Annotated in this window: 16 protein-coding genes; 11 read left to right on the top strand and 5 right to left on the bottom strand. The window is 69.1% G+C overall.

What is annotated here, in order from left to right:
- Positions 1-12: 12 nt before the first annotated feature.
- The 4 genes from boxA to QTN24_RS14740 all read right to left on the bottom strand — a co-directional run bounded on the left by boxA (position 13) and on the right by QTN24_RS14740 (position 5,536).
- On the bottom strand, positions 13-1,290 hold the full coding sequence (gene boxA, locus QTN24_RS14755; RefSeq protein WP_313837845.1) for a benzoyl-CoA 2,3-epoxidase subunit BoxA: 1,278 nt from the start codon (positions 1,288-1,290) through the stop codon (positions 13-15).
- A gap of 27 nt (positions 1,291-1,317) precedes the next feature.
- Positions 1,318-2,742 (bottom strand): benzoyl-CoA 2,3-epoxidase subunit BoxB, encoded by a 1,425-nt coding sequence (boxB, locus tag QTN24_RS14750; RefSeq protein WP_313837844.1) that lies wholly within the window; start codon positions 2,740-2,742, stop codon positions 1,318-1,320.
- Between the two features lie 40 nt (positions 2,743-2,782).
- Entirely contained in the window at positions 2,783-4,465 is a 1,683-nt protein-coding gene (gene boxC / locus QTN24_RS14745; protein ID WP_313837843.1) for a 2,3-epoxybenzoyl-CoA dihydrolase, read from the bottom strand.
- Positions 4,466-4,579: 114 nt separating this feature from the next.
- Positions 4,580-5,536: a helix-turn-helix transcriptional regulator gene (locus QTN24_RS14740; RefSeq protein ID WP_313837842.1), complete on the bottom strand. Its 957-nt coding sequence runs from the start codon at positions 5,534-5,536 to the stop codon at positions 4,580-4,582.
- Between the two features lie 264 nt (positions 5,537-5,800).
- On the opposite strand from QTN24_RS14740, the gene QTN24_RS14735 reads away from it, so the two are divergent.
- From QTN24_RS14735 to QTN24_RS14700, 8 genes are all read left to right on the top strand, one after another.
- Entirely contained in the window at positions 5,801-7,477 is a 1,677-nt protein-coding gene (locus QTN24_RS14735; protein ID WP_313837841.1) for a benzoate-CoA ligase family protein, read from the top strand.
- A gap of 33 nt (positions 7,478-7,510) precedes the next feature.
- Positions 7,511-8,338: an alpha/beta fold hydrolase gene (locus QTN24_RS14730; RefSeq protein ID WP_409559028.1), complete on the top strand. Its 828-nt coding sequence runs from the start codon at positions 7,511-7,513 to the stop codon at positions 8,336-8,338.
- Positions 8,339-8,412: 74 nt separating this feature from the next.
- Positions 8,413-9,630 carry an ABC transporter substrate-binding protein gene (locus tag QTN24_RS14725; protein WP_313837840.1) on the top strand — a complete coding sequence of 406 codons (1,218 nt, stop codon included), beginning with the start codon at positions 8,413-8,415 and terminating at the stop codon, positions 9,628-9,630.
- 111 nt (positions 9,631-9,741) lie between these two features.
- On the top strand, positions 9,742-10,608 hold the full coding sequence (locus QTN24_RS14720; RefSeq protein ID WP_124684457.1) for a branched-chain amino acid ABC transporter permease: 867 nt from the start codon (positions 9,742-9,744) through the stop codon (positions 10,606-10,608).
- 169 nt (positions 10,609-10,777) lie between these two features.
- Positions 10,778-11,857: a branched-chain amino acid ABC transporter permease gene (locus QTN24_RS14715; RefSeq protein ID WP_124684456.1), complete on the top strand. Its 1,080-nt coding sequence runs from the start codon at positions 10,778-10,780 to the stop codon at positions 11,855-11,857.
- On the top strand, positions 11,854-12,627 hold the full coding sequence (locus QTN24_RS14710) for an ABC transporter ATP-binding protein (RefSeq protein WP_124684455.1): 774 nt from the start codon (positions 11,854-11,856) through the stop codon (positions 12,625-12,627). The genes QTN24_RS14715 and QTN24_RS14710 overlap by 4 nt, the downstream gene beginning before the upstream one ends.
- Positions 12,624-13,340, top strand: coding sequence for an ABC transporter ATP-binding protein (locus tag QTN24_RS14705; protein WP_124684454.1), 717 nt, complete (start codon positions 12,624-12,626; stop codon positions 13,338-13,340). The genes QTN24_RS14710 and QTN24_RS14705 overlap by 4 nt, the downstream gene beginning before the upstream one ends.
- 396 nt (positions 13,341-13,736) lie before the next feature.
- Positions 13,737-15,638: a potassium transporter Kup gene (locus tag QTN24_RS14700; protein ID WP_313837839.1), complete on the top strand. Its 1,902-nt coding sequence runs from the start codon at positions 13,737-13,739 to the stop codon at positions 15,636-15,638.
- Between the two features lie 353 nt (positions 15,639-15,991).
- On the opposite strand, the gene QTN24_RS14695 is transcribed toward QTN24_RS14700, so the two are convergent.
- Positions 15,992-18,349 (bottom strand): Tex family protein, encoded by a 2,358-nt coding sequence (locus QTN24_RS14695; RefSeq protein ID WP_313837838.1) that lies wholly within the window; start codon positions 18,347-18,349, stop codon positions 15,992-15,994.
- A 210-nt stretch (positions 18,350-18,559) separates the two neighbouring features.
- Here QTN24_RS14695 and QTN24_RS14690 point away from each other — a divergent pair, with 210 nt between their 5' ends.
- The 3 genes from QTN24_RS14690 (at position 18,560) to QTN24_RS14680 (ending at position 21,862) form a co-directional block, all read left to right on the top strand.
- Positions 18,560-19,288, top strand: coding sequence for a hypothetical protein (locus QTN24_RS14690; RefSeq protein WP_313837837.1), 729 nt, complete (start codon positions 18,560-18,562; stop codon positions 19,286-19,288).
- A gap of 55 nt (positions 19,289-19,343) precedes the next feature.
- Positions 19,344-19,547 carry a YdcH family protein gene (locus QTN24_RS14685; RefSeq protein WP_124684450.1) on the top strand — a complete coding sequence of 68 codons (204 nt, stop codon included), beginning with the start codon at positions 19,344-19,346 and terminating at the stop codon, positions 19,545-19,547.
- 206 nt (positions 19,548-19,753) lie between these two features.
- The gene (locus QTN24_RS14680) at positions 19,754-21,862 is read left to right on the top strand and encodes an ATP-dependent DNA helicase (RefSeq protein ID WP_313837886.1); all 2,109 of its coding nucleotides are present in this window, start codon (positions 19,754-19,756) and stop codon (positions 21,860-21,862) included.
- Positions 21,863-21,977 lie beyond the last annotated feature (115 nt).

Below are 21,977 nucleotides of genomic sequence, written 5' to 3'. Positions count from 1 at the left end.
CGCACCAACGCGTTAGTAGGTTTCGATATGGAGCCGTCCTTCGGCGCGCAGCTGCGCCTCGATGGCGGGCCAGTCGTGGCCGGCGTCGGTGCAGACCTGCTGGAACGCGGCCAGCACGCCTTCCTCCATGCCCTTGAGCCCGCAGATGTAGCTATAGCCGTGCGGGTCCGCCAACAGGGTGGCGACGTCGGCGGCGGCCTCGCGGATTGCGTCCTGCACGTAGCGGCGCGGGACGTCGGGGTCGCGCGAGAACGCGAAGTGGATGTCCAGGAAGTCCTTGGGCAGCTTGAGCAGCGGGCCGAAGTAGGGCAGTTCGCGGCGGTTGCGGGCGCCGAAGAACAGCAGCCGGCGGCCGTCGAACTGCGCCATGTTGCGGCGCATCCGCTCGGTCATGGCCCGCATCGGCGCCGATCCCGTGCCGGTGCAGATCATCATCACGCTGGCTTCGCGGTGGTTCGGCATCAGGAACGTGTTGCCGAACGGGCCGGTCACCTGCACCGTGGCGCCTTTCTCCAAGTCGCACAGGAAGTTCGACGCCACGCCGCGCACGGGATTGCCGTCGTGGTCGGTGTCCACCCGCTTCACGGTCAGGGCGAGGTTGTTGTAGCCGGGCCGCTCGCCGTCGCGCGGGCTGGCTACCGAGTACATGCGGATGTAGTGCGGCCGGCCCGACGCATCGGTGCCCGGCGGGACGATGCCGATGGCCTGGCCCTCCAGCACAGGGAAGAACTGGTTGCCGAAGTCGAGCACGATGTGGTGGATGTCGCTCGACGCATCGGCCTCGGTCAGCCGGTAGTTGCCGGCCACGGTGGCGGTCAGCGGCTCGCGGATGCCGTGCAGGTTGACGTACGGATGGGCGGCCGACCACGGCGCGCGCGGCGACGTGTGGCGGCTGGTTTCCACCTGCTGCAGCACCGGGGCCCGGCTGGCCTGCGCGGCGTCGCCGATGGCCTGCCCGGCGGCATCCGCGGCCGCGTCGGCTGCCTCCGCCTCCGCCGCGGCCTCGATGGCCGATTCGCTGAGCGGCACCTCGGGCGGCAGTTCGTCCCAGCCGAACTGGGCGTCCAGCGTGTACGCCTGGCCCTTGAACATCGTGCGCCAGTTGTCGATGGCGCCGGTCGGGCAGGGCGACAGGCACGCGCCGCAGCCGTTGCAGACGTCGGCCTTGACCACGTAGTTGCGGTCGTCGTGCGTGATGGCATCGATCGGGCACGTGTCTTCGCAGGTGTTGCAGCGAATGCAGATTTCCGGATCGATCAGATGTTGCTTGATGATGTCGGCGGCGCCCATGATCGTCGGTCCCGTGTCGGTCGGTGTTCAGTTGAAGCGGACGTACTCGAAATCCACCGGCTGGCGGTTGATGCCGATGGCCGGCGGCGCGATCCAGTTGGCGAACTTGCCAGGCTCCACCACGCGGCCCATCAGCGACGCCACGAACTGGCGGTCGGCGTCGGTGGCCAGCCACTGGTGCTGGCGGGCCTGCCACTCGGCCTCGCTGATGACCTGGCCCTCGGGCGACACGTGCAGGTTGGCCAGCGAGCCGATCTTGCGGTTGAACGCCTTGTGCGGCACGGTCAGCCGGAAGTCAATGCCGGCCTTCTCGATCACCTTGTTCCAGCGCGCCACGCCGCCCATCGAATCCTTGATGTAGTCGTCGCGCAGCACCTCGTTGAGCGCATTCAGCATCGGCACCTCGCGCTCGCCCAGCCGGCCGTCCTGGACTTCCAGGATGCGGTACACGTCGCCCTTGAGCACGTGGTCGTCGGCGCGCTTGCCTTCCTCGAAGCGGCCCTTGAGGCCGGCGCTGTAGAACGTGGCCGCGTTCGATGACTGGTCGGCGCCGAACAGGTCGATCGTCACGCTGTAGTGGAAGTTCAGGTAGCGCTGGATCGTCTCCAGGTCGATCACGCCGGCCGCGCGCACATCGGCCGGGTCGCGGATGTCGCGCTCGCGCATCACCTCGCAGGTGCGCTGGATCACGCGCGACACGCCCGATTCGCCCACGAACATATGGTGCGCTTCCTCGGTCAGCATGAAGCGCGTGGTGCGGGCCAGCGGATCGAAGCCCGACTCGGCCAGCGCGCAGAGCTGGAACTTGCCGTCGCGGTCGGTGAAGTAGGTAAACATGAAGAACGCCAGCCAGTCGGGCGTGCGTTCGTTGAAGGCGCCCAGGATGCGCGGGTTGTCCTCGTCGCCCGAGCGGCGGCCCAGCAGCGCCTCGGCTTCCTCGCGGCCGTCGCGGCCGAAGTGGCGGTGCAGCAGGTAGACCATCGCCCAGAGGTGGCGGCCTTCCTCCACATTGACCTGGAACAGGTTGCGCAGGTCGTAGAGCGACGGGGCGGTCAGGCCCAGATGGCGCTGCTGCTCCACCGACGCCGGCTCGGTGTCGCCCTGCGTGACGATGATGCGGCGCAGGTTGGCGCGGTGCTCGCCCGGCACTTCCTGCCACGCGGCCTCGCCCTTGTGCTCGCCGAAATGGATCTTGCGCTCGGCATCGGCCGGCTGCAGGAAGATGCCCCAGCGGTAGTCGGGCATCTTGACGTGCTCGAAATGCGCCCAGCCCGACGGGTCCACGGACACCGCCGTGCGCAGGTAGACATCAAAATTGTGCGAGCCGTCCGGGCCCATGTCGCGCCACCAGTCCAGGAAGGCCGGCTGCCAGTGTTCCAGCGCACGCTGCAGCGCCCGGTCCTCCGACAGATTCACGTTGTTGGGAATCTTCTGGCTGTAATCGATGCTCATCGCAGGTCTCCTTTGGTATATGCCAGATGTGCCGGGAGGGTCAGACCCGGTCCCAGTCGAAGCGTGCCTTGTTGCCGGTGCCGAATACCTTGAGCGCGCCGTGCTCGCCGACGGCGTTCGGGCGGTTGAAGATCCAGTTCTGCCAGGCGGTGAGCCGGCCGAAGATGCGCGTTTCCATGGTTTCGTGGCCGCCGAAGCGCAGGTTGGCTTCCAGGCCCGTCAGCGCGTCGGGCGACAGGCTCGCGCGCTCCTCGATGGCGATCCGGATCTCGTCTTCCCAGTCGATGTCGTCCGGCGCGGCGGTGACCAGCCCCAGCGCCTCGGCGGCCGGGCCGTCCAGCGGCTGGCCGGCCTGCGCGCGCACGGCGGCCAGCGCGTCGGCGTCCTCGTAGAACCGGGCGGCCAGCCGGGTCAGGCCGTTCGGCATCGGATAACGGCCAAAATTGGCAGCATCGGCGTAAAGGCGCGGCGCCTGGCCGGGCGAGTCGGGCAGTTGCAGCATGTAGCTGCGGTCGGCGGCCAGCGCCAGTTCCAGCAGCGTGCCGGCATAGCACGAGCCTGGCTCGACCAGCGCGAAGAGGCTGCGCGACGACACATCGAGCCGCGCCAGCGTGCGGCGCAGCATGCCGATGGTCTCCCGCACGAACCAGTGGCTCGCGTGGGCGTCCATCAGCGCGTCGGCGGCCAGCACCTGCGCGGCGTCGCCCTGGGTCTTCAGCAGCCACATGCCGATGTCGAGATGATTGGTCCGCAGCGTCAGGATGGCGTCGTCGAGTTCGCGCGCCATCTTCAGCGGCCACCACTGCGCGCCGGTCGCGACGATGCCGGCGAGGTCGGACGGCTGGCCGCCGACCGGCCCGGCGATGGTGATGGTGGCGTGCCGGGCGGCGCGGTCGATGTCGACGCGCACGGTGTCATAGACATAGCCGGCATCGCTGGCCTGGCGCGACAGCGGCGTCAGCGGCACGCCGGCGTCTCCAGCCGGCCGGTCGCTGCCGGCCGCCAGCGCCTGCGCGCGCTCGCGCACGTGTTCGGCAAAGCGGGCCGGCTTGACCACTTCGTCCACCAGCCGCCAGTCCTTGGCGCGCTGGCCGCGCACGCCCTCGGTGGTCAGGCAGAAGATGTCGGCGTGGTCGCGCCGCACGCGGCGCTTGTCGGTCACGCGGGTCAGGCCGCCGGTGCCGGGCAGCACGCCCAGCAGCGGCACCTCGGGCAGGCTGACGGCCGACGACCGGTCGTCGATCAGCACGATCTCGTCGCAGGCCAGCGCCAGCTCGTAGCCGCCGCCGGCCGTGGTGCCGTTGCAGGCGGCGATGAACTTGATGCCGGAATGGCGGCTGGCGTCCTCGATGCCGTTGCGCGTCTCGTTGGTGAACTTGCAGAAGTTCACCTTCCACGCATGGCTGGACTTGCCCAGCATGAAGATGTTGGCGCCGGAGCAGAAGATGCGTTCCTTCATGCTGGTCAGGACGACGGTGCGCACCTCGGGGTGCTCGAAGCGGATGCGCTGCAGCGCGTCGTGCAGTTCGATGTCCACGCCCAGGTCGTACGAGTTGAGCTTCAGCGCGTAGCCGGGGCGCAGGCCGCCTTCCTCGTCCACGTTCATGGCCAGCGTGGCGACCGGGCCGTCGAACGTGAGTTGCCAGTGGCGGTAGTGGTCCGGGTGACGCTCGAAGGTCACCGGCGCGGCGGGGGATTCGATGGCGAGGTCCGTCGTCGACATGGGGGCGTCTCCTTGATGCACTATAGTGCTATTTCATTTGCGATGAAATATAGTGCATCGTCGGAGGCGATGCAAGGCCCGCCGTGCGATGGGTTGTCTGGACCGGGAGAAGGGTCAGGGGGCGGTGAGTTGCCGCAGTTGCGTCTGGAGCGCCTGGAGTGACGAGGCGGCGTCCTGGCCGCTGGTGTCGATGGCCACGTCGGCCCGGGCATAGAGCGGGCTGCGCGCCTGCAGGATGCGGCGCAGGTCGGTCATCGCCTCGCGATTGCCTTCCATCGGCCGCATGTCGCCCTGGGCCACCACGCGCGCCATGTGTTCCTCGGGCGACGTCCGCACCCAGACCGTCAGGCAGCGCGACAGCAGCAGGTTGAACGTGGCCGGTTCCGACACCAGGCTGCCGGGCGTGGCCAGCACCATCGTGTCGTGGTCGCGCAGCACGCGTTCGAGCGCGCGCATCTCATAGCGGCGGTAGGCGGCCTGGCCGTAGAGCGAGTGGATTTCCGACAGGCTCGCGCCCGCTTCCTGCTCGATCGCGACATTGAGTTCGACGAACGGCATGTCCTCGGCCGCCGCCAGCGCCCGGCCCAGCGTCGACTTGCCGGCGCCGCGCAGGCCGATCAGCGCGATGCGGCGGTGGCGCGCGTCGTGCGACTCGGCCGGCGACAGCGCGTGCTGGGCTGCCTCGCGCACGCGCGCCAGATCGCTGGCCGGTAGCTGGGCCAGCCACTGCACCAGTTGCGAGAACTCGGTGGCGCGCGGGCTGCCATGGCCGGCGGCGTGACCGTCGACCTCGGCCAGCACCACGGGCAGCGGCACGTCGAGCGCGCCGGCCACCTGCCGCAGCAGCAGCACCGACGCATTGCCGGTGCCCGTCTCCAGATTGGCCAAATAGCGCTCGGACACATCGGCGCCCCGTGCAAGGTCCTTGCGCGACATGCCCCGCGCGGCGCGCAGCGAGCGGATCCGCTCGCCCAGGTGCGTCAGGTAGGGGTCCCGTTCGGCGGCGCGCGGCTCCGCGTGGGGCGCGGCGGGTTGGTCGGGCGTCAGGAGCGTGTCGGGGTCGCGGCGCATGCAGGCAGTCGTAGACAGGAAGGGCGGGTCGATCGGCGCCGCATTATACGTGCAGCAAAATGCGTGGCGGCTGGCCAAGGCGGGCACCATGGCACTGCCATATAGTGCATACCCTTGCTTGCATAATAGTCGATATGAAATAAAATGCATCGTCATAACGATGGCGCAGCGCATGGCTGTCGGAACAACAAGACAAACTGCTGGAAGCCAGATCGGGCGCGCGGTGGTGCTGGCGACGTGCCGGATGGCCAGAGGAGTGGAGACATGACGCCCCCGATGACGAGCACCGCCGCTGCCGCCCCGGCAGAGTCGGCGGTGCGCCCGGCCGTATCCCAGGCATCGCCCGTGCCCGCCGGCGCGACCGATCCGGTCGTGGCCACGCTGCCGGCCCGCTACAACGCCGCCGACGACCTGCTGGCCAGCAACCTCGCGGCCGGGCGGGGCGCCAGGACCGCCTACATCGACGATGCCACCTCGCTGACCTTTGCCGCGCTCGACGACCGCTGCCGCCGCTTTGCCGGCGCGCTGCACGACGCGGGCTTCCGGCGCGAGGAGCGCGTGCTGGTCTGCGCGCTCGACACCATCGACTTTCCGACCGTCTTCCTGGGCTGCCTGCTGGCCGGCGTGGTGCCGGTGGCCGTCAACACGCTGCTGACCGTCGACGACTACGCCTACATGCTGGAGCACAGCGGCGCGCGGGCCGTGGTGGTGTCGGCCCCGCTGCGCGCGACGATGCAGGCGGCCATCGACAAGTCCGGACTGTCCCCGGACCTGATCCTCGCGGCGCCGGGCGCGCAAGACGGTGCTGACGCCAGCGTCGCCCGCATGGTCGAGGCGGCCCGCCCCACGGCCCGCGTGGCGCCCACCGGCCCCGACGACATGGCATTCTGGCTCTATTCGTCCGGCTCCACGGGCCGGCCCAAGGGCACGGTCCACACCCACGGCAACCTGTTCCACACGGCCGATCTCTACGCCCGGCGCGTGCTCGGCCTGCGCGATGACGACGTGGTGTTCTCGGCCGCCAAGCTGTTCTTTGCCTATGGCCTGGGCAACGCGCTGACGTTTCCGCTGTCGGTGGGGGCCACGACGGTGCTGATGGCCGAGCGCCCGACGCCGCAGGCCGTGTTCCAGCGGCTGGTTACCCATCGGCCCACCGTGTTCTGCGGCGTGCCCACGCTGTTTGCGGGCATGCTGGCGGCCGCCGATCTGCCGGCCCGGGCCAGCGTGGCGCTGCGCGTGTGCACGTCGGCCGGCGAGGCGCTGCCGCGCGATATTGGCGACCGCTTCCTGGCCCATTTCGGCTGCGACATCCTGGATGGCATCGGCTCCACCGAGATGCTGCACATCTTCCTGTCGAACCGGCCCGGCGCGGTGCGCTACGGCACCACGGGCCAGCCCGTGCCCGGCTACGAGCTGAAGCTGCTGGACGAGCGCGGCGAGCCGTGCGCGGACGGCGAGATTGGCGACCTCTATATCAAGGGGCCGACGGCGGCGCTGATGTACTGGTGCAACCGCGACAAGAGCCGCGACACGTTCGTCGGCGCGTGGACGCGCAGCGGCGACAAGTACGTGCGCGACGCCGACGGCTACTACACCTACGCGGGCCGCAGCGACGACATGCTCAAGGTTGGCGGCATCTACGTGTCGCCGTTCGAGGTGGAGGCGGCGCTGGCCCAGCACCCGGCCGTGCTGGAGGCGGCGGTGATCGGCGTGGCCGATGCCGACGAACTGGTCAAGCCCAAGGCGTTCGTCGTGCTGCGCCCGGGCCAGCAGTGGCACGACGGCATGGCGGCCGAGCTGCAGGCGTTCGTCAAGACCCGGCTGGCGCCGTACAAGTATCCGCGCCAGATCGAATGCGTGGCGGAGCTGCCGAAGACCGCCACGGGCAAGATCCAGCGTTTCCGCCTGCGCCAGCGCGAGGAAGCGGCACGGCTGTCGTAGTCCGGCAGCGCAGGGAGCAGGGGAGGGGTGGCAATGGGTGGCGACATGCTGGACGAAGTGGTGCGGATTCCGTTCGACGGGCGGCAGATCGAGATCGAGTGCCAGTGGCTGCGGCCCCGGCGCGAGCGGCGGCCGCTGGTCGTCTTCCTGCACGAGGGGCTGGGATCAATCAGCATGTGGCGCGACTTTCCGCGCCAGTTCTGCGAGGCGGGCGACTTCCGGGGGCTGGTGTTCTCGCGCTACGGCTACGGCCGGTCCACGCCGCGCCCGCTGGACGAAAAGTGGGACGTCGACTTCATGCACCGCCAGGCGCGCGAGGCGCTGCCCGCGCTGTTCGAGGCGCTGGGCATCGGGCCGGGCCGGCGCCATGGCCGGCCGTGGATGCTGGGCCATAGCGACGGCGGGTCGATCGCGCTGATCCACGCGGCGAGCTTTCCTGACGCGGTGGACGGCCTGACCGTGCTGGCGCCGCACATCGTGGTGGAGGACCTGTCGGTGCGCAGCATCGCCACCACGCGCGACACCTTCCTGCACACCGACCTGCGCGCGCGGCTGGCGCGCCACCATGCCGACGTGGACTCGGCGTTCTGGGGCTGGAACGACATCTGGCTCGATCCGGCCTTCCGGCACTTCGACCTGCGCCCGCTGCTGGACGGCATCCGCTGCCCGGTGTTGGCCGTGCAGGGCGAGGACGACGAGTACGGCACGATGGCCCAGATCGAGGGTATCCAGCGATATGCCCCGCAGACCGTACTGCTTAAACTCGCGCGCTGTGGGCATTCGCCGCACCGCGACCAGACGGGCGCATTGACGGCGGCGACCGTGGCGTTTATAACTGCAAATACTTCAATCCTAAAATAATTGGCGACGCGGCCGATCGCCCCCGATCCGGGCCGCACGGCGCCGCTGGCTTGAGACCATCCGGAGGAGATTCCATGCATCGCATTGCATCGCGCAGGCTGCCGCACGCTCGTCGTCTTTCCGCCACCCTGGCCACCGGCACCGCCGCGGTGCTGCTGGCCGCCACCGGCCTGGCCACCGCCCAGACCGCGCCGGCCGCCGGGGGCAAGGTCAAGGTGGGGTTCATGCTGCCGTACACGGGCACCTACGCGGCGCTGGGCACGGCCATCGAGAACGGTTTCCGGATGTATGTGACGCAGCAGGGCGGCAAGCTGGGCGGGCGCGATGTGGAGTACTTCAAGGTCGACGACGAATCGGACCCGGCCAAGGCGCCCGAGAACGCCACCAAGCTGGTCAAGCGCGACCAGGTCGACGTGGTGGTCGGCACGGTCCACTCGGGCGTGCAGATGGGCATCGTCAAGGTGGCCAAGGAAAACAACACGCTGCTGATCATTCCGAACGCGGGTGTCGACGAGGCCACTGGCCCGCTGTGCGGCCCGAACATCTTCCGCACGTCGTTCTCGAACTGGCAGCCCGGCTATGCCATGGGCCACGTGCTGGCCGAGCGCGGCATGAAGAAGGTGGTCACGCTGACGTGGAAGTACGCGGCCGGCGAGCAGTCGGTCAAGGGCTTCAAGGAGGCGTTCGAGGCCAAGGGCGGCAAGGTGGTCAAGGAACTGAGCCTGCCGTTCCCGAACGTCGAGTTCCAGGCGCTGATTACCGAGGTGGCGTCGCTGAAGCCGGACGCCGTGTTCGTGTTCTTCGCCGGCGGCGGCGCGGTGAAGTTCGTCAAGGACTGGCAGGCGGCCGGGCTCAAGGACAAGATTCCGCTCTACGCGTCCGGATTCCTGACCGACGGCACGCTGGACGCCCAGGGCGCCGCCGCGCAGGGGCTGGAAACCACGCTGCACTATGCCGACGGCCTCAGCAACGCGCGCGACAAGACCTTCCGGCTCGACTACGCCAAGATGTACAAGCTCCAGCCCGACGTGTACGCCGTGCAGGGCTACGACGCGGCCCAGCTGCTGGCCGTGGGCGCCAACGCGGTCAAGGGCGACATGACGCGCAAGCCGGACATCATCAAGGCCATGGAATCGGCCCGGGTGGACAGCCCGCGCGGCGCGTTCACGCTGTCGAAGGCGCACAACCCGGTGCAGGACTTCTACCTGCGCAAGGTGGACGGGCGCGAGAACAAGGTCAGCGGCGTGGCCGTGAAGGCGCTGGCCGATCCGGCGCGCGGCTGCCGGCTCTGACGCAGCGGGGCGCCGGCCTGGCGCCCCCCGCGCCGCGCCCATCGACCCTCCCGAATTCACCGACCCCACCGACCCCCAGGACTCCCCGGACGGCAGCGCGCCGGCATCGCCATGGACATCGTCTCCTTTCTGATCCAGTGCCTGAACAGCGTGCAGTACGGCCTGCTGCTGTTCCTGGTGGCCAGCGGGCTCACGCTGATCTTCGGCATCATGGGCGTGATCAACCTGGCCCATGGCAGCTTCTACATGCTCGGCGCCTACCTGGCGTTCACGCTGGCCAGCCTGACGGGCAACCTGTTCATCGCGCTGCCGCTGGGCATCGTGCTGGCCGTGGCGTTCGGCTACGTGCTGGAATGGGCGTTCTTCAGCTACCTGTACCAGCGGGACCACCTGCAGCAGGTGCTGATGACCTACGGCCTGATCCTGGTGTTCGAGGAACTGCGCAGCATCCTGGTGGGCGACGACGTGCACGGCGTGCCGGTGCCCGCGCTGCTGGACGGCGCGCTGCCCATCGGCAACGACATGACCTATCCGGTCTACCGGCTGTTCATCTCGGCCATCTGCCTGCTGGTGGCCGGCGCGATGTACTACGTGATCCGCCGCACCCGCGTGGGCATGATGATCCGCGCGGGCGCGTCGAACCGCGAGATGGTGCAGTCGCTGGGCATCAACGTGACCGTGCTGTACCGCTTTGTGTTCGCGCTGGGCGTGGCGCTGGCCGTGCTGGCCGGGATGATCGCGTCGCCGGTGTCGTCGGTGTACCCGGGCATGGGCGGCCAGGTGCTGATCATCTGCTTCGTGGTGGTCGTGATCGGCGGCATCGGCTCGGTCAAGGGCGCGCTGGTGGCGTCGCTGCTGATCGGCTTCGTCGACACGTTCGGCAAGGTGTTCTGGCAGGACGCCGCCGGCGTGCTGGTGTACCTGCTGATGGCCGTGATCCTGCTGTGGAAGCCCCAGGGGCTGTTCAAGGCGGGGTAGGGAATGTACCGCCGGTCTGCTCCCCTCTCCCGCATCGCGGGAGAGGGGCTGGGGGAGAGGGCGCGGCGCTTCGTATGCCGACCGGTCAGGCCTGGAACCGCCAGGCCCTCTCCCCCGACCCCTCTCCCGCAAGCGGGAGAGGGGAGCACCCAATTTGACGGATATCGACATGCAATCCAACACCGAAACCCCTGAGCCGGTGGTGCCGCGGCGTCCGCCCTGGCTGGCCGCGGCCGGCTGGGTGGTCGCCTTTGGCCTGCTCTGCGCGGCGCCGATGGTGCTGACCGCCGACAGCCACAAGTACTACATCGAGCTGCTCAGCAAGGTCATGATCATGGCGATCTTCGCGCTGTCGCTGCAGTTGCTGATCGGCTACACCGGGCTGGTCAGCCTGGGCCATGCGGCCTACTTTGCGATGTCGGCCTATGCCACGGCCATGCTGGCGCCCCAGAGCGGCGCGGGCAACGGCTGGCTGCTGATGCTGGCCGGCGTGGGCGCGGCCGGGGCGCTGGCGCTGGTGGTGGGGGCGCTGGTGCTGCGCACGCGCGGCATCTACTTCATCATGGTCACGCTGGCGTTTGCGCAGATGGTCTACTTCGTGTTCCACGACACCAAGATCGCGGGCGGCAGCGACGGCACCTATATCTACTTCCGGCCCGAGTTCGGGCTGTTCTCGGAACTGCCGCTGACGGTCAACGATCCGGTGCGCTTCTACTGGCTGGTGCTGGCCGCGCTGCTGCTGACGCTGGGCCTGCTGGCGCTGCTGCTGCGGTCGCGCTTTGGCCACGCGCTGGTGGGCATCCGCCATAACGAGCAGCGCATGCGGGCGGCCGGGTTTGCCACCTATCGCTACCAGCTGGGCGCCTTTGTGGCCGGCGGCATGCTGGCCGGGCTGGCGGGATTTCTCTACGCGATCCAGTTCGGCTTTGTGAACCCCGAGATCGCGTCGTGGCACCAGTCGGGCAACGCCATGCTGATGGTGATCCTGGGCGGCGTGGGCAGCCTGGCCGGCGCCGTGCTGGGCGCGTTCTCGTTCGTGCTGCTGGCCGAATGGTTCGGGTCGCTGACCAAGCACTGGCAGTTGCTGATGGGTGGCTTCATCATCGCGGCCGTGGCGCTGCTGCCGCGCGGGCTGGTCAGCGTGCCGGCGGTGCTGCGCCACCGGTCGCCACGCCGGACGCGGCGCCCGGACGGGGCCGACGGCGGCAGCGCCGACGCCGCCGCCCCGCACAGCCGGGAGGCCGTATGAACGCGCGCAACCCGGTACCGGTCATGCAGGCCGACATGCTGACGCGCCGCTTTGGCGGCCTGACCGCGGTCAACCAGGTGGACCTGTCGCTGCACCTGAACGAAATCCACGCCGTCATCGGCACCAATGGCGCGGGCAAGTCGACGCTGATCAACCTGTTGTCGGGCGAGCTGCCGCCGTCAGAGGGGCGGTTGCACCTGCAGGGCCAGGACGTCACGGGCTGGCCGCAGCCGCGGCTGGCGCGCCACGGGGTGGGGCGCAGCTACCAGCGCAACAACATCTTCCTGCCGCTGACCGTGCGCGAGAACTGCCGGCTGGCGGCCCAGTCGCGGGCGCAGCGCGCGTGGCGGCTCTGGGAGCCGGCGCAGGGCTGCCGCACCAGCCGCGCGCTGGCCGACGAGGCGCTGGAACGCGCCGGGCTGGCCCAGCATGCGAATCGCGTCGCCAGCGAACTGGCGCACGGCCAGAAGCGCCAGCTGGAAGTGGCGATGTGCCTGGCTACCGAACCCGTGGCGCTGCTGCTGGACGAACCGCTGGCCGGCATGGGCGCCGAGGAATCGGCCCGCATGCTCGACCTGCTGCGCGGGCTGCGCGAGGGCCACGCCATCCTGCTGGTCGAACACGACATGGAAGCGGTCTTCGCCGTGGCCGACCGGATCACGGTGATGGTCAACGGCACGGTCATCGCGTCGGGCGATCCGGCCGGCATCCGGGCCAACCGCGAGGTGCAACTGGCCTATCTGGGCGAGGAAGAGGAGGCCGGCGCATGAATCCCACGCCGATCATCGACGCCAGCGGGCTCAACGCCTGGTACGGGTCCAGCCACGTGCTGCGCGGCATCGACTTCCACGTCAACGCCGGCGAGACCGTGGGCCTGCTGGGCCGCAACGGCATGGGCAAGAGCACGCTGCTGCGGACGCTGCTGGGCCACGTGCGCGAGCGCGAGGGCAAGATCCACGTGGCCGGGCGCGAGATGTCGCGCGCGCGGCCGCACGAGGTGGCCCGGCTGGGTATCGCCTACGTGCCCGAGGGACGTGGCATTTTCCCGAATCTGAGCGTCCGGGAGAACTTGCTGATGGCCGCGCGGCCCGGTTGCAACGGCCGCCGGGACTGGGACGAGGCCCGCGTGCTCGACCTCTTCCCCCGGCTCAAGGAACGGCTGGGCCACGGCGGGCAGCAGTTGTCGGGCGGCGAGCAGCAGATGCTGTCGATTGGCCGGGCGCTGATGACCAACCCGGACTGCCTGATCCTGGACGAGGCCACCGAGGGCCTGGCGCCGCGCATCGTCCACGAGATCTGGAACGTGATTGCCACCGTGCGCGGCACCGGCATCGCGTCGATCGTGGTGGACCGCAACTATCGCGCCGTGCTGGCCCATGCCGACCGCGTGGTCGTGCTGGAAAAGGGGCTGGTGGTCATGGCCGGGCCCGCCGCCCAGCTGGCCGCCGCGCCGGCCGCGCTTGACCGCTACCTGGGCGTCTGAACAGGGCGGGCCAGGATTCTGACGGGCGTTTCATCAGGTTGCGCCGGCGCCACTTCTGTCGCCGATTCGCAACGTCCCGCCCGGCGCCCGTGGCTCGCGCGCCGCGCAGGCCGGGCTTGACCATCTCCGCCTTCTTTCCCATGCTTGATCGGTCGTGCCGGTGGACACCGGCATCTTCCACAGTGGTCGTCGCACGACTCTTCATCTAGAATGCGCGCGTTTGTGCAATGCAATAGAAACTGAGAAGGCCAACACGCCCCACCGGGGACCGGAGCCGCTAGCGTGAGAGAAGATGTGCCTGGAGATTCACTTTGGAGGGACTGCGCCGTGGTGTCACGCCCGCGCAGCCAGAGTCGGGCACGTAGAGGCGCGAGCCGGTTCACCTGACCCAAATCCATGACCCAATCCGCAACTACCAGCCATTATTTCGTCGAAAGCCCGAGCACCCGTGCGCTCGTGATCGGCGCGATCGGCGTCGTCTTTGGCGACATCGGCACCAGCCCCCTGTACGCGCTCAAGGAGTGTTTCAGCAAGGACCACGGCATCCCGTTCAGCCACGAAGCCGTGCTCGGCATCATCTCGCTGCTGTTCTGGGCGATGATCGTCGTGGTGTCGATCAAGTACGTGCTGTTCGTCATGCGGGCAGACAACAACGGCGAAGGCGGCGTGCTGGCGCTGATGGCGCTGGCGCTGCGCACGGCGGCGCCCCGGTCGCGCATGGCCAAGCTGATCATGATGTCGGCCATCTTCGGCGCCTGCATGTTCTATGGCGACGCGGTGATCACGCCGGCCATCTCGGTGCTGTCGGCCGTGGAAGGGCTGGAGATTGCCGCGCCGGGGCTGTCGCATTTCGTGATCCCGATCACGCTGTCCATCCTCTGCGTGCTGTTCTTCATCCAGCGCCACGGCACCAGCGCGGTGGGCAAGCTGTTCGGCCCGATCATGGTGGCGTGGTTCCTGGCGCTGGGCGGGCTGGGCGTCTACAACCTGATCCAGTCGCCGTACATCCTGGCCGCCATCAACCCGTGGTTCGGCATTTCGTTCCTGCTGGAGCACTCGCTGCAGGCGTTCATCGTGCTGGGCAGCGTGTTCCTGGTGCTGACCGGCGCCGAGGCGCTGTACATCGACATGGGCCACTTCGGCGCCAGGCCCATCCGCTACGGCTGGTTCGTGATGGTCATGCCGTGCCTGATGCTGAACTACTTCGGCCAGGGCGCGATGCTGCTGAGCAACCCGCAGGCCATCGAGAACCCGTTCTTCCTGATGGTGCCAGACCTGTTGCAGTTGCCGATGGTGCTGCTGGCCACGGCGGCCACCGTGATTGCGTCGCAGGCGGTCATCTCGGGCGCGTTCTCGCTGACCAGCCAGGCCATCCAGCTCGGCTTCCTGCCGCGCATGCGGATCCAGTACACGTCGGCGGCGGAAATCGGCCAGATCTACCTGCCGGTGATCAACTGGGCGCTGCTGGTGCTGGTGTTTGCGGTGGTGCTGTCGTTCCGCAAGTCCGAGAACCTGGCCGCCGCCTACGGCATCGCGGTGACCACGACGATGCTGATCACGACGTTCCTGGCCGTGATCGTCATGCGCCGGTTCTGGAAGTGGAACCGCGTGCTGGTGACCGTGCTCGGCGCGTCGTTCCTGATCGTCGACCTGTCGTTCTTCTCGGCCAACCTGCTCAAGGTGGCCGAGGGCGGCTGGTTCCCGCTGCTGATGGGCAGCACGGCGTTCTTCCTGCTGATGACGTGGCACAGCGGCCGCAAGCTGCTGCGCGCGCGCAGCCTGGAGGACGGCATTCCGCTGGAGCCGTTCATCGCCGGCCTGCTGGCCCACCCGCCGCACCGCGTGGAAGGCACGGCCGTGTTCCTGACGGGCAGCACCGAGTCCGTGCCGGTGTCGCTGTTGCACAACCTGAAGCACAACCGCGTGCTGCATGAGCGCGTGGTGTTCCTGAGCTTTGTCACGCGCGACATTCCCTACGTGGACGACGACCACCGCCTGACCTGCAAGGACCTGGGCGGCGGCGTGTTCATCCTGGCCTCGGAGTACGGCTTCAAGGAGACCCCGGACGTGAACCGTGTGCTCGACCTGGCCCAGCGCAAGCTCGACATGCACTTCGAGCTGATGGAGACGTCGTTCTTCATCGCCCGCGAGACCGTCATCCCGTCCAAGCTGCCCGGCATGTCGATGTGGCGCGAGCGCCTGTTCGCGTGGATGCATCAGAACGGCGCCAAGCCGTCGGACTTCTTCTCGATCCCGGCCAACCGGGTGGTGGAACTGGGCACCAAGGTCGAGATTTGAGATGTGAGAACTTGGCGGTTGCCAGGAAAAACGCCCCGCGGATGCGGGGCGTTTTTGTTTTGGGAGGCGGGCTTGAGCTGGCCTACGTTTTTCTCCCCTCTCCCGCCTGCGGGAGAGGGGCCGGGGGTGAGGGCCGGCGGGTCAAGCAACGACAGGTCGCAATTTGCACCGCAACGCCCTCACCCCCAACCCCTCTCCCGCGCGCGGGAGAGGGGAGCGAGAAACGGCGGCGCGCGGGAGAGGGGAGCGAGAAACGGCGGCGCGCGGGAGAGGGGAGCGAGAACTGGCGGCGCGCGGGAGAGGGAAGCAAACCAGCCAGCGGACGGAAGCTCCGCCCGCGCAGCCCTTTCCGCTCAGCGCTTCAGCTTCGCAAACGCGGCGGCCATCGCGCCCTGCGTATCCGGCTGGCGCTGGCCGCCGCCGAAGCCGCGGTTGCCGCCGCCGCGCGGGGCGCGGTCGTTGCTGCGGTCGCCGCCGCCCGTGCGGGGGGCTTGCTGGCCCGGCTCGTCGTCCAGGCGCATGGTCAGGCCGATGCGGTTGCGCTTGACGTCCACCTCCATGACCTTGACCTTGACGATCTGACCGGCCTTGACCACCTCGTGGGCGTCCTTGACGAACTTGCTCGACAGCGCCGAGATGTGGACCAGCCCGTCCTGGTGCACGCCGATGTCCACGAACGCGCCAAAGGCCGCCACGTTCGTGACCACGCCTTCGAGGATCATGCCCGGCTGCAGGTCCTTCACGTCCTCCACGCCTTCCTGGAAGGTCGCGGTCTTGAACTCAGGGCGCGGGTCGCGGCCCGGCTTTTCCAGTTCGGTCAGGATGTCGCGCACGGTCGGCAGGCCGAACTTGTCGTCGGCGAACTCCTGCGGCGACAGGCCGCGCAGCGCGTCGCGGTTGCCCATCACATCGGGCAGGCCCTTCTTGATGTGGTCCAGGATCTTCTGCACCACCGGATACGCCTCCGGGTGCACCGACGAGCGGTCCAGCGGGTTGTCGCCGGTGTTGATCCGCAGGAAGCCGGCGGCCTGCTCGAACGTCTTGTCGCCCAGGCGCGGCACCTTTTTCAGCGCGTCGCGGTTCGGAAAGGCGCCGTTGGCATCGCGGAAATCGACGATATTGCGCGCCAGCACCGCGTTCAGGCCCGACACCCGCGCCAGCAGCGGGGCCGACGCCGTATTGACGTCCACGCCCACCGCGTTCACGCAGTCCTCGACCACGGCGTCCAGCGCGCGGGCCAGCTCGCGCTGGTTCACGTCGTGCTGGTACTGGCCCACGCCAATCGACTTCGGATCGATCTTGACCAGCTCGGCCAGCGGGTCCTGCAGGCGGCGGGCGATGGACACCGCGCCGCGTAGCGAAACGTCCAGATCAGGGAATTCCTTGGCGGCCAGCTCGGACGCCGAATAGACCGACGCGCCGGCCTCGCTGACCACGATCTTGGTCAGCTTCAGCTCGGGGGCGGCCTTCATCAGGTCCTGCACAAGCTTGTCGGTCTCGCGGCTGGCGGTGCCGTTGCCGATGGAGCAGAGCGCCACGTTGTGCTGTCTGGCCAGGCGCGCCAGCGTGGCCAGCGAGCCGTTCCAGTCGCGGCGCGGCTCGTGCGGGTAGATCGTCGCCGTTTCCAGCAGCTTGCCGGTGTGGTCCACCACGGCCACCTTGCACCCGGTGCGGATGCCCGGGTCGATCCCCATAACGGACTTGGGGCCGGCCGGCGCGGCCAGCAGCAGTTCGTGCAGGTTGCGGCCGAACACCTTGATCGCCTCGCCCTCGGCCGTCTCGCGCAACTGCGTCAGCAGTTCGGTTTCCAGGTGCGGCTGCACCTTGACGCGCCAGCACCAGCGGCAGACGTCGCCCAGCCACTTGTCGGCCGGGCGGTTGCGGTTCTCGATGCCGACATGGCGCGCGATCATCGTCTCGCACGGGTGCGGGACCATCGCGTCCTGCTCCTCGCCCAGGCCCAGCTTGACCAGCAGCACGCCGGCGTTGCGGCCCCGGAACAGCGCCAGCGCGCGGTGCGACGGCACCGTGCGGATGGTTTCGCTGTACTGGTAGTAGTCGCGGAATTTCTCTTCCTCGGCCGTCTCCTTGCCCTCCATGACCGACGACGTCACCACGCCGTTCTGCCACAGGTGGTCGCGCAGCTTGCCCAGCAGCTCGGCCGTCTCGCCGAACTGTTCGGACAGGATGTCGCGCGCGCCGTCGAGCGCGGCCTTGACGTCGGGCACGCCGCCATCGGCGGTGGGATTGCCGTTGACGTACTTGGCGGCCTCGGCCTGCGGGTCGAGCGTTGGGTCGGCCAGCAGCGCCTGGGCCAGCGGCTCCAGCCCGCACTCGCGCGCGATCTGGGCGCGCGTGCGGCGCTTGGGCTTGTAGGGCAGGTACAGGTCTTCCAGCGTCTGCTTGGTCTCGGCGGCCTCGATGGCCGCGCGCAGCGCGTCGGTGAGCTTGCCCTGTTCCTCGATCGAGGCCAGGATGGTCGCGCGGCGGTCTTCCATGTCGCGCAGGTACAGCAGGCGCTCTTCGAGGTTGCGAAGCTGCGTGTCGTCCAGGTTGCCGGTCACTTCCTTGCGGTAGCGGGCGATGAAGGGCACCGTGGCGCCTTCGTCCAGCAGGCCGACGGCGGCCGCCACCTGGCGGGGTTGCACGGACAGTTCGGCCGCGATCAGCGACACAATCTTTTGCAGGACGGAAGCAGGCAGATTGGACATCGAGAATACGTGTCAGTCGAAAGCGGGGCATTGTGCCACAAGCGCCGGGCCGCTCCGGTGACGGGAAGACACCTTTTCCCCCGTCTTTTCGGCGCCCGCCGGCGACGGCGCCCGGGCGCCACGCGCGGCGCCGTGGCGATGGGTCCCGGATGCTAGAATCGCGGCATGATCGTCAAGCCCCTTCCGGCCGTCATGGCTCGCCTGGTTTACATGACTTCCTCCCCGGTTTTCCCGCTCGCACTGGCCGCCTGCCTGCTGGCCGCCCCCCTGGGCGCCGCCCATGCGCAGGCGTCCGCGCCCGCCGCGACGGCCGCGCTGCCCGCGGACCCCGGCAAGCCCCGCGACTTCGACGCCGAACGCAAGGCCATCGGCGATTCGCGCGCGTGGACCAACTACCGCTTCGCGCTGGCCGAGCGCGAGTGCTACGGCAAGTTCCTGGTCAACCGCTGCATCGAGCAGGCCAAGGAAGTCCAGCGCGCGGAACTGCACGTGCTGCGCGAGCGCGACCTGGAGGTGGGCGACGCCGAGCGCGCCTTCAACGCCGCCCGGCGCGACCGCGAGCAGGCCATCCGCCGCGCCGAGTACGAAGCGGCCCAGCCGGGCCGCGCGGCCAACGAGCAGGCCAGCCGCGAGGCGTTCGACCGCAAGCAGCAGGAACAGGCGCTGCGCGACGCGCAGACCGGCCAGCAGGCGCCCCAGCGGGCCGCCAACGCCGAGGCGTACCAGAAGAAGCAGGACGATTTCAACACGCGCATGACCGAGGCGCAGCAGAAGGGCGCCGAGCAGGCCCGCCAGCGGCAGGAGAACGTGCAGTCCTACCAGCAGAAGCAGGCCGACGCCGTGCGCCGCCAGAAAGAACTGGACGAGCGGCGCGCCAAGGCCGAGGAAAAGAAGAAGCAGGGCAGCCAGGGCTCCACGCCCAGCCCGTTCGGCTTCTGATTCGTGTGGCACGGCCGGGCGGCTGGCCGCCAGCGGCCGCCAGGGAGCATCGACCATGGATGAAAACCTCAATACGCTGGAGCGGCAGATCATCGAGTTGCAGATCGAGCATCGCGACCTCGACGACATGATCGACCGCCTGTCCGCCGACCCGACCCACGACGAACTGCAACTGCGCCGGCTCAAGAAGCGCCGCCTGAAGCTCAAGGATGCAATCACGCTGTTGCAACTGCATCTGGAGCCCGACGTTCCCGCCTGACACCTGGCACCCGCAGCACACACCGCCCCCGGCGCAACGCCCGGCCGGGGCGACACAAGACACTCCCCACCTTGCCAGCTTCCACCGACGACCTCCTGTCCGCTGCCGCCCCGACGCCTGACGCCCACGACCCCGCCGCCGACGGCGCCGCGGGCCCGGCGGCCGACCAGCCTGCCGACCAGCAGACCGACCAGCAAACCGACACGCTGGCCGACGCCCTGGTCGCCGCATCGGCCAGCCAGGCGGCCACGCAGTCCGCGCAGCTTTCGCAGATGTTTGCCGAGACCGGGACGCTGGCCACGGCCATCCCCGGCTACCGGCCGCGGGCGTCGCAGCAGAAGATGGCCGAGGCCGTGGCCGATGCCATCGCGCGCAACGACACGGTCATCGTCGAGGCCGGCACCGGCACCGGCAAGACCTTTGCCTACCTGGTGCCGGCCATGCTCTGGGGCGGCAAGGTCATCCTGTCCACCGGTACCAAGAACCTGCAGGACCAGCTGTTCCAGCGCGATATCCCCACCGTGCGGCACGCGCTGAACGTGCCGGTGTCGGTCTCGCTGCTCAAGGGCCGCGCCAACTACCTGTGCCACTACCACCTGGAGCGCGCGCAGGCCAGCGGCCGGCTGGCGTCGAAGCAGGACGCGGCGTGGCTGCGCGACATCGGGCGCTTTGCCCAGACCACGACCACCGGCGACAAGGCCGAACTGGCCGCCGTGCCCGAGAACGCGCCGGTCTGGCAGATGGTGACGTCCACGCGCGACAACTGCCTGGGCAGCGAATGCCCGCACTACAAGGAATGCTTTGTGATGCGGGCGCGCAAGGAGGCGCAGCAGGCCGACGTGGTGGTGGTCAACCATCACCTGTTCTTTGCCGACGTGGTGCTGCGCGATACCGGCATGGCCGAGCTGCTGCCCGCCGCCAACACCGTGATCTTCGACGAGGCCCACCAGCTACCCGAGACCGCCACGCTGTTCTTCGGCGAGACGCTGTCCACCAGCCAGTTGCTGGAACTGGCGCGCGACACGGTGGCCGAGGGGCTGTCCCACGCGCGCGACGCCGTGGACTGGGTGGCGCTGGGCGCCCCGGTGGAACGCGCGGCGCGCGACCTGCGGCTGGCGTTTGGCCGGGACAACGTGCGCATGGCGATGGGCCAGATCGACGCCGATCCGCGTACCGCCGAGCCGTTCTACGAGACGCTCGACGCGCTGGAAGAGGCGCTGGCGGGCTTTGTGGAGGCGCTGGCGTCGCAGGCCGAGCGGGCCGAGACGCTGGAGCAGTGCCATCGGCGCGCCGTGGAGCTGTCCGAGCGGCTGGAAGCCTGGCGCGACGACCGCACCGGCCCGCCGCCCGCCCCGGCCGCTCCGGCGGAAGGCGAGACGCCCGCCGCCACCGACGACGTCGCACCGGCGCCCGAACCGGCCCAGCTAGGGCCCGATACCGTGCGCTGGGTGGAAGTCTTCTCGCACACGGTGCAACTGCACCGCACGCCGCTGTCGATCGCGCCGATCTTCACGCGCCAGCGCGAGGGCCAGCCGCGCGCCTGGGTCTTCACATCGGCCACGCTGTCGGTCAAGGGCAATTTCGCGCACTACGCGGCGCAGCTCGGACTGCCGAAGGAACAGTCGCTGACGCTGCCGAGCCCGTTCGACTACGCCAAGCAGGGCCTGCTGTACGTGCCGCGCGACATGCCGCCGCCCAATTCGCCCCAGTTCACCGAGGCCGTGGTGGAAAAGGCGCTGCCGCTGATCGAGGCGGCCGGCGGGCGGACCTTCCTGCTGTGCACGACGCTGCGCGCGGTGCAGAAGGCGTCTGACATGCTGTACGACCTGTTCGCCGCGCGGGGCATCGACCTGCCGCTGCTGGTGCAGGGCCAGGCCAGCCGCACCGAACTGCTGGACCGCTTCCGCCAGTTGGGCAACGCGGTGCTGGTGGGCAGCCAGAGCTTCTGGGAAGGGGTGGACGTACGCGGCGAGGCGCTGTCGCTGGTCATCATCGACAAGCTGCCGTTCGCGCCGCCCGATGACCCGGTGCTGGCCGCGCGCATGGAGGTGCTGCAGAAAAAGGGGCTGAGCCCGTTCGCGGTGCACCAGTTGCCGCATGCGGTGATCACGCTGAAGCAGGGCGCGGGGCGGCTGATCCGGTCGGAATCGGATCGCGGCGTGCTGACGATCTGCGACACCCGGCTGGTGGACAAGCCCTACGGGCGCCAGATCTGGCAGAGCCTGCCGCCGTTCACGCGCACCCGCGAGGCCGACACGGTGATCCGCTTCCTCGAAGGGCTGCGCGCGGCGCCACCGGCGGACGCGCAAGGCTAAGGCGCCTTGCCCGCGCCCGCTGCGCAGACGCAGCCAGAACGGTTGGCGCCATCGCAAGCCGGGCGTGGAACCGTGGCCCGCCGTCAGGCTGGCCTGCGTTTTCGGATTAATCCTA

Origin of the sequence: Cupriavidus sp. SZY C1 (assembly GCF_032190535.1) — a bacterium.
Taxonomy (GTDB): domain Bacteria; phylum Pseudomonadota; class Gammaproteobacteria; order Burkholderiales; family Burkholderiaceae; genus Cupriavidus; species Cupriavidus pauculus_C.
This window is presented reverse-complemented; position numbering and strand designations above follow the sequence as displayed.

What these genes read in the sequence shown, in the direction of transcription:
- boxA (WP_313837845.1), bottom strand. Translation starts at nt 1,290, where the DNA reads ATGGGCGCCGCCGACATCATCAAGCAACATCTGATCGATCCGGAAATC.
- boxB (WP_313837844.1), bottom strand. Translation starts at nt 2,742, where the DNA reads ATGAGCATCGATTACAGCCAGAAGATTCCCAACAACGTGAATCTGTCG.
- boxC (WP_313837843.1), bottom strand. Translation starts at nt 4,465, where the DNA reads ATGTCGACGACGGACCTCGCCATCGAATCCCCCGCCGCGCCGGTGACC.
- QTN24_RS14740 (WP_313837842.1), bottom strand. Translation starts at nt 5,536, where the DNA reads ATGCGCCGCGACCCCGACACGCTCCTGACGCCCGACCAACCCGCCGCG.
- QTN24_RS14735 (WP_313837841.1), top strand. Translation starts at nt 5,801, where the DNA reads ATGACGCCCCCGATGACGAGCACCGCCGCTGCCGCCCCGGCAGAGTCG.
- QTN24_RS14730 (WP_409559028.1), top strand. Translation starts at nt 7,511, where the DNA reads ATGGGTGGCGACATGCTGGACGAAGTGGTGCGGATTCCGTTCGACGGG.
- QTN24_RS14725 (WP_313837840.1), top strand. Translation starts at nt 8,413, where the DNA reads ATGCATCGCATTGCATCGCGCAGGCTGCCGCACGCTCGTCGTCTTTCC.
- QTN24_RS14720 (WP_124684457.1), top strand. Translation starts at nt 9,742, where the DNA reads ATGGACATCGTCTCCTTTCTGATCCAGTGCCTGAACAGCGTGCAGTAC.
- QTN24_RS14715 (WP_124684456.1), top strand. Translation starts at nt 10,778, where the DNA reads ATGCAATCCAACACCGAAACCCCTGAGCCGGTGGTGCCGCGGCGTCCG.
- QTN24_RS14710 (WP_124684455.1), top strand. Translation starts at nt 11,854, where the DNA reads ATGAACGCGCGCAACCCGGTACCGGTCATGCAGGCCGACATGCTGACG.
- QTN24_RS14705 (WP_124684454.1), top strand. Translation starts at nt 12,624, where the DNA reads ATGAATCCCACGCCGATCATCGACGCCAGCGGGCTCAACGCCTGGTAC.
- QTN24_RS14700 (WP_313837839.1), top strand. Translation starts at nt 13,737, where the DNA reads ATGACCCAATCCGCAACTACCAGCCATTATTTCGTCGAAAGCCCGAGC.
- QTN24_RS14695 (WP_313837838.1), bottom strand. Translation starts at nt 18,349, where the DNA reads ATGTCCAATCTGCCTGCTTCCGTCCTGCAAAAGATTGTGTCGCTGATC.
- QTN24_RS14690 (WP_313837837.1), top strand. Translation starts at nt 18,560, where the DNA reads ATGACTTCCTCCCCGGTTTTCCCGCTCGCACTGGCCGCCTGCCTGCTG.
- QTN24_RS14685 (WP_124684450.1), top strand. Translation starts at nt 19,344, where the DNA reads ATGGATGAAAACCTCAATACGCTGGAGCGGCAGATCATCGAGTTGCAG.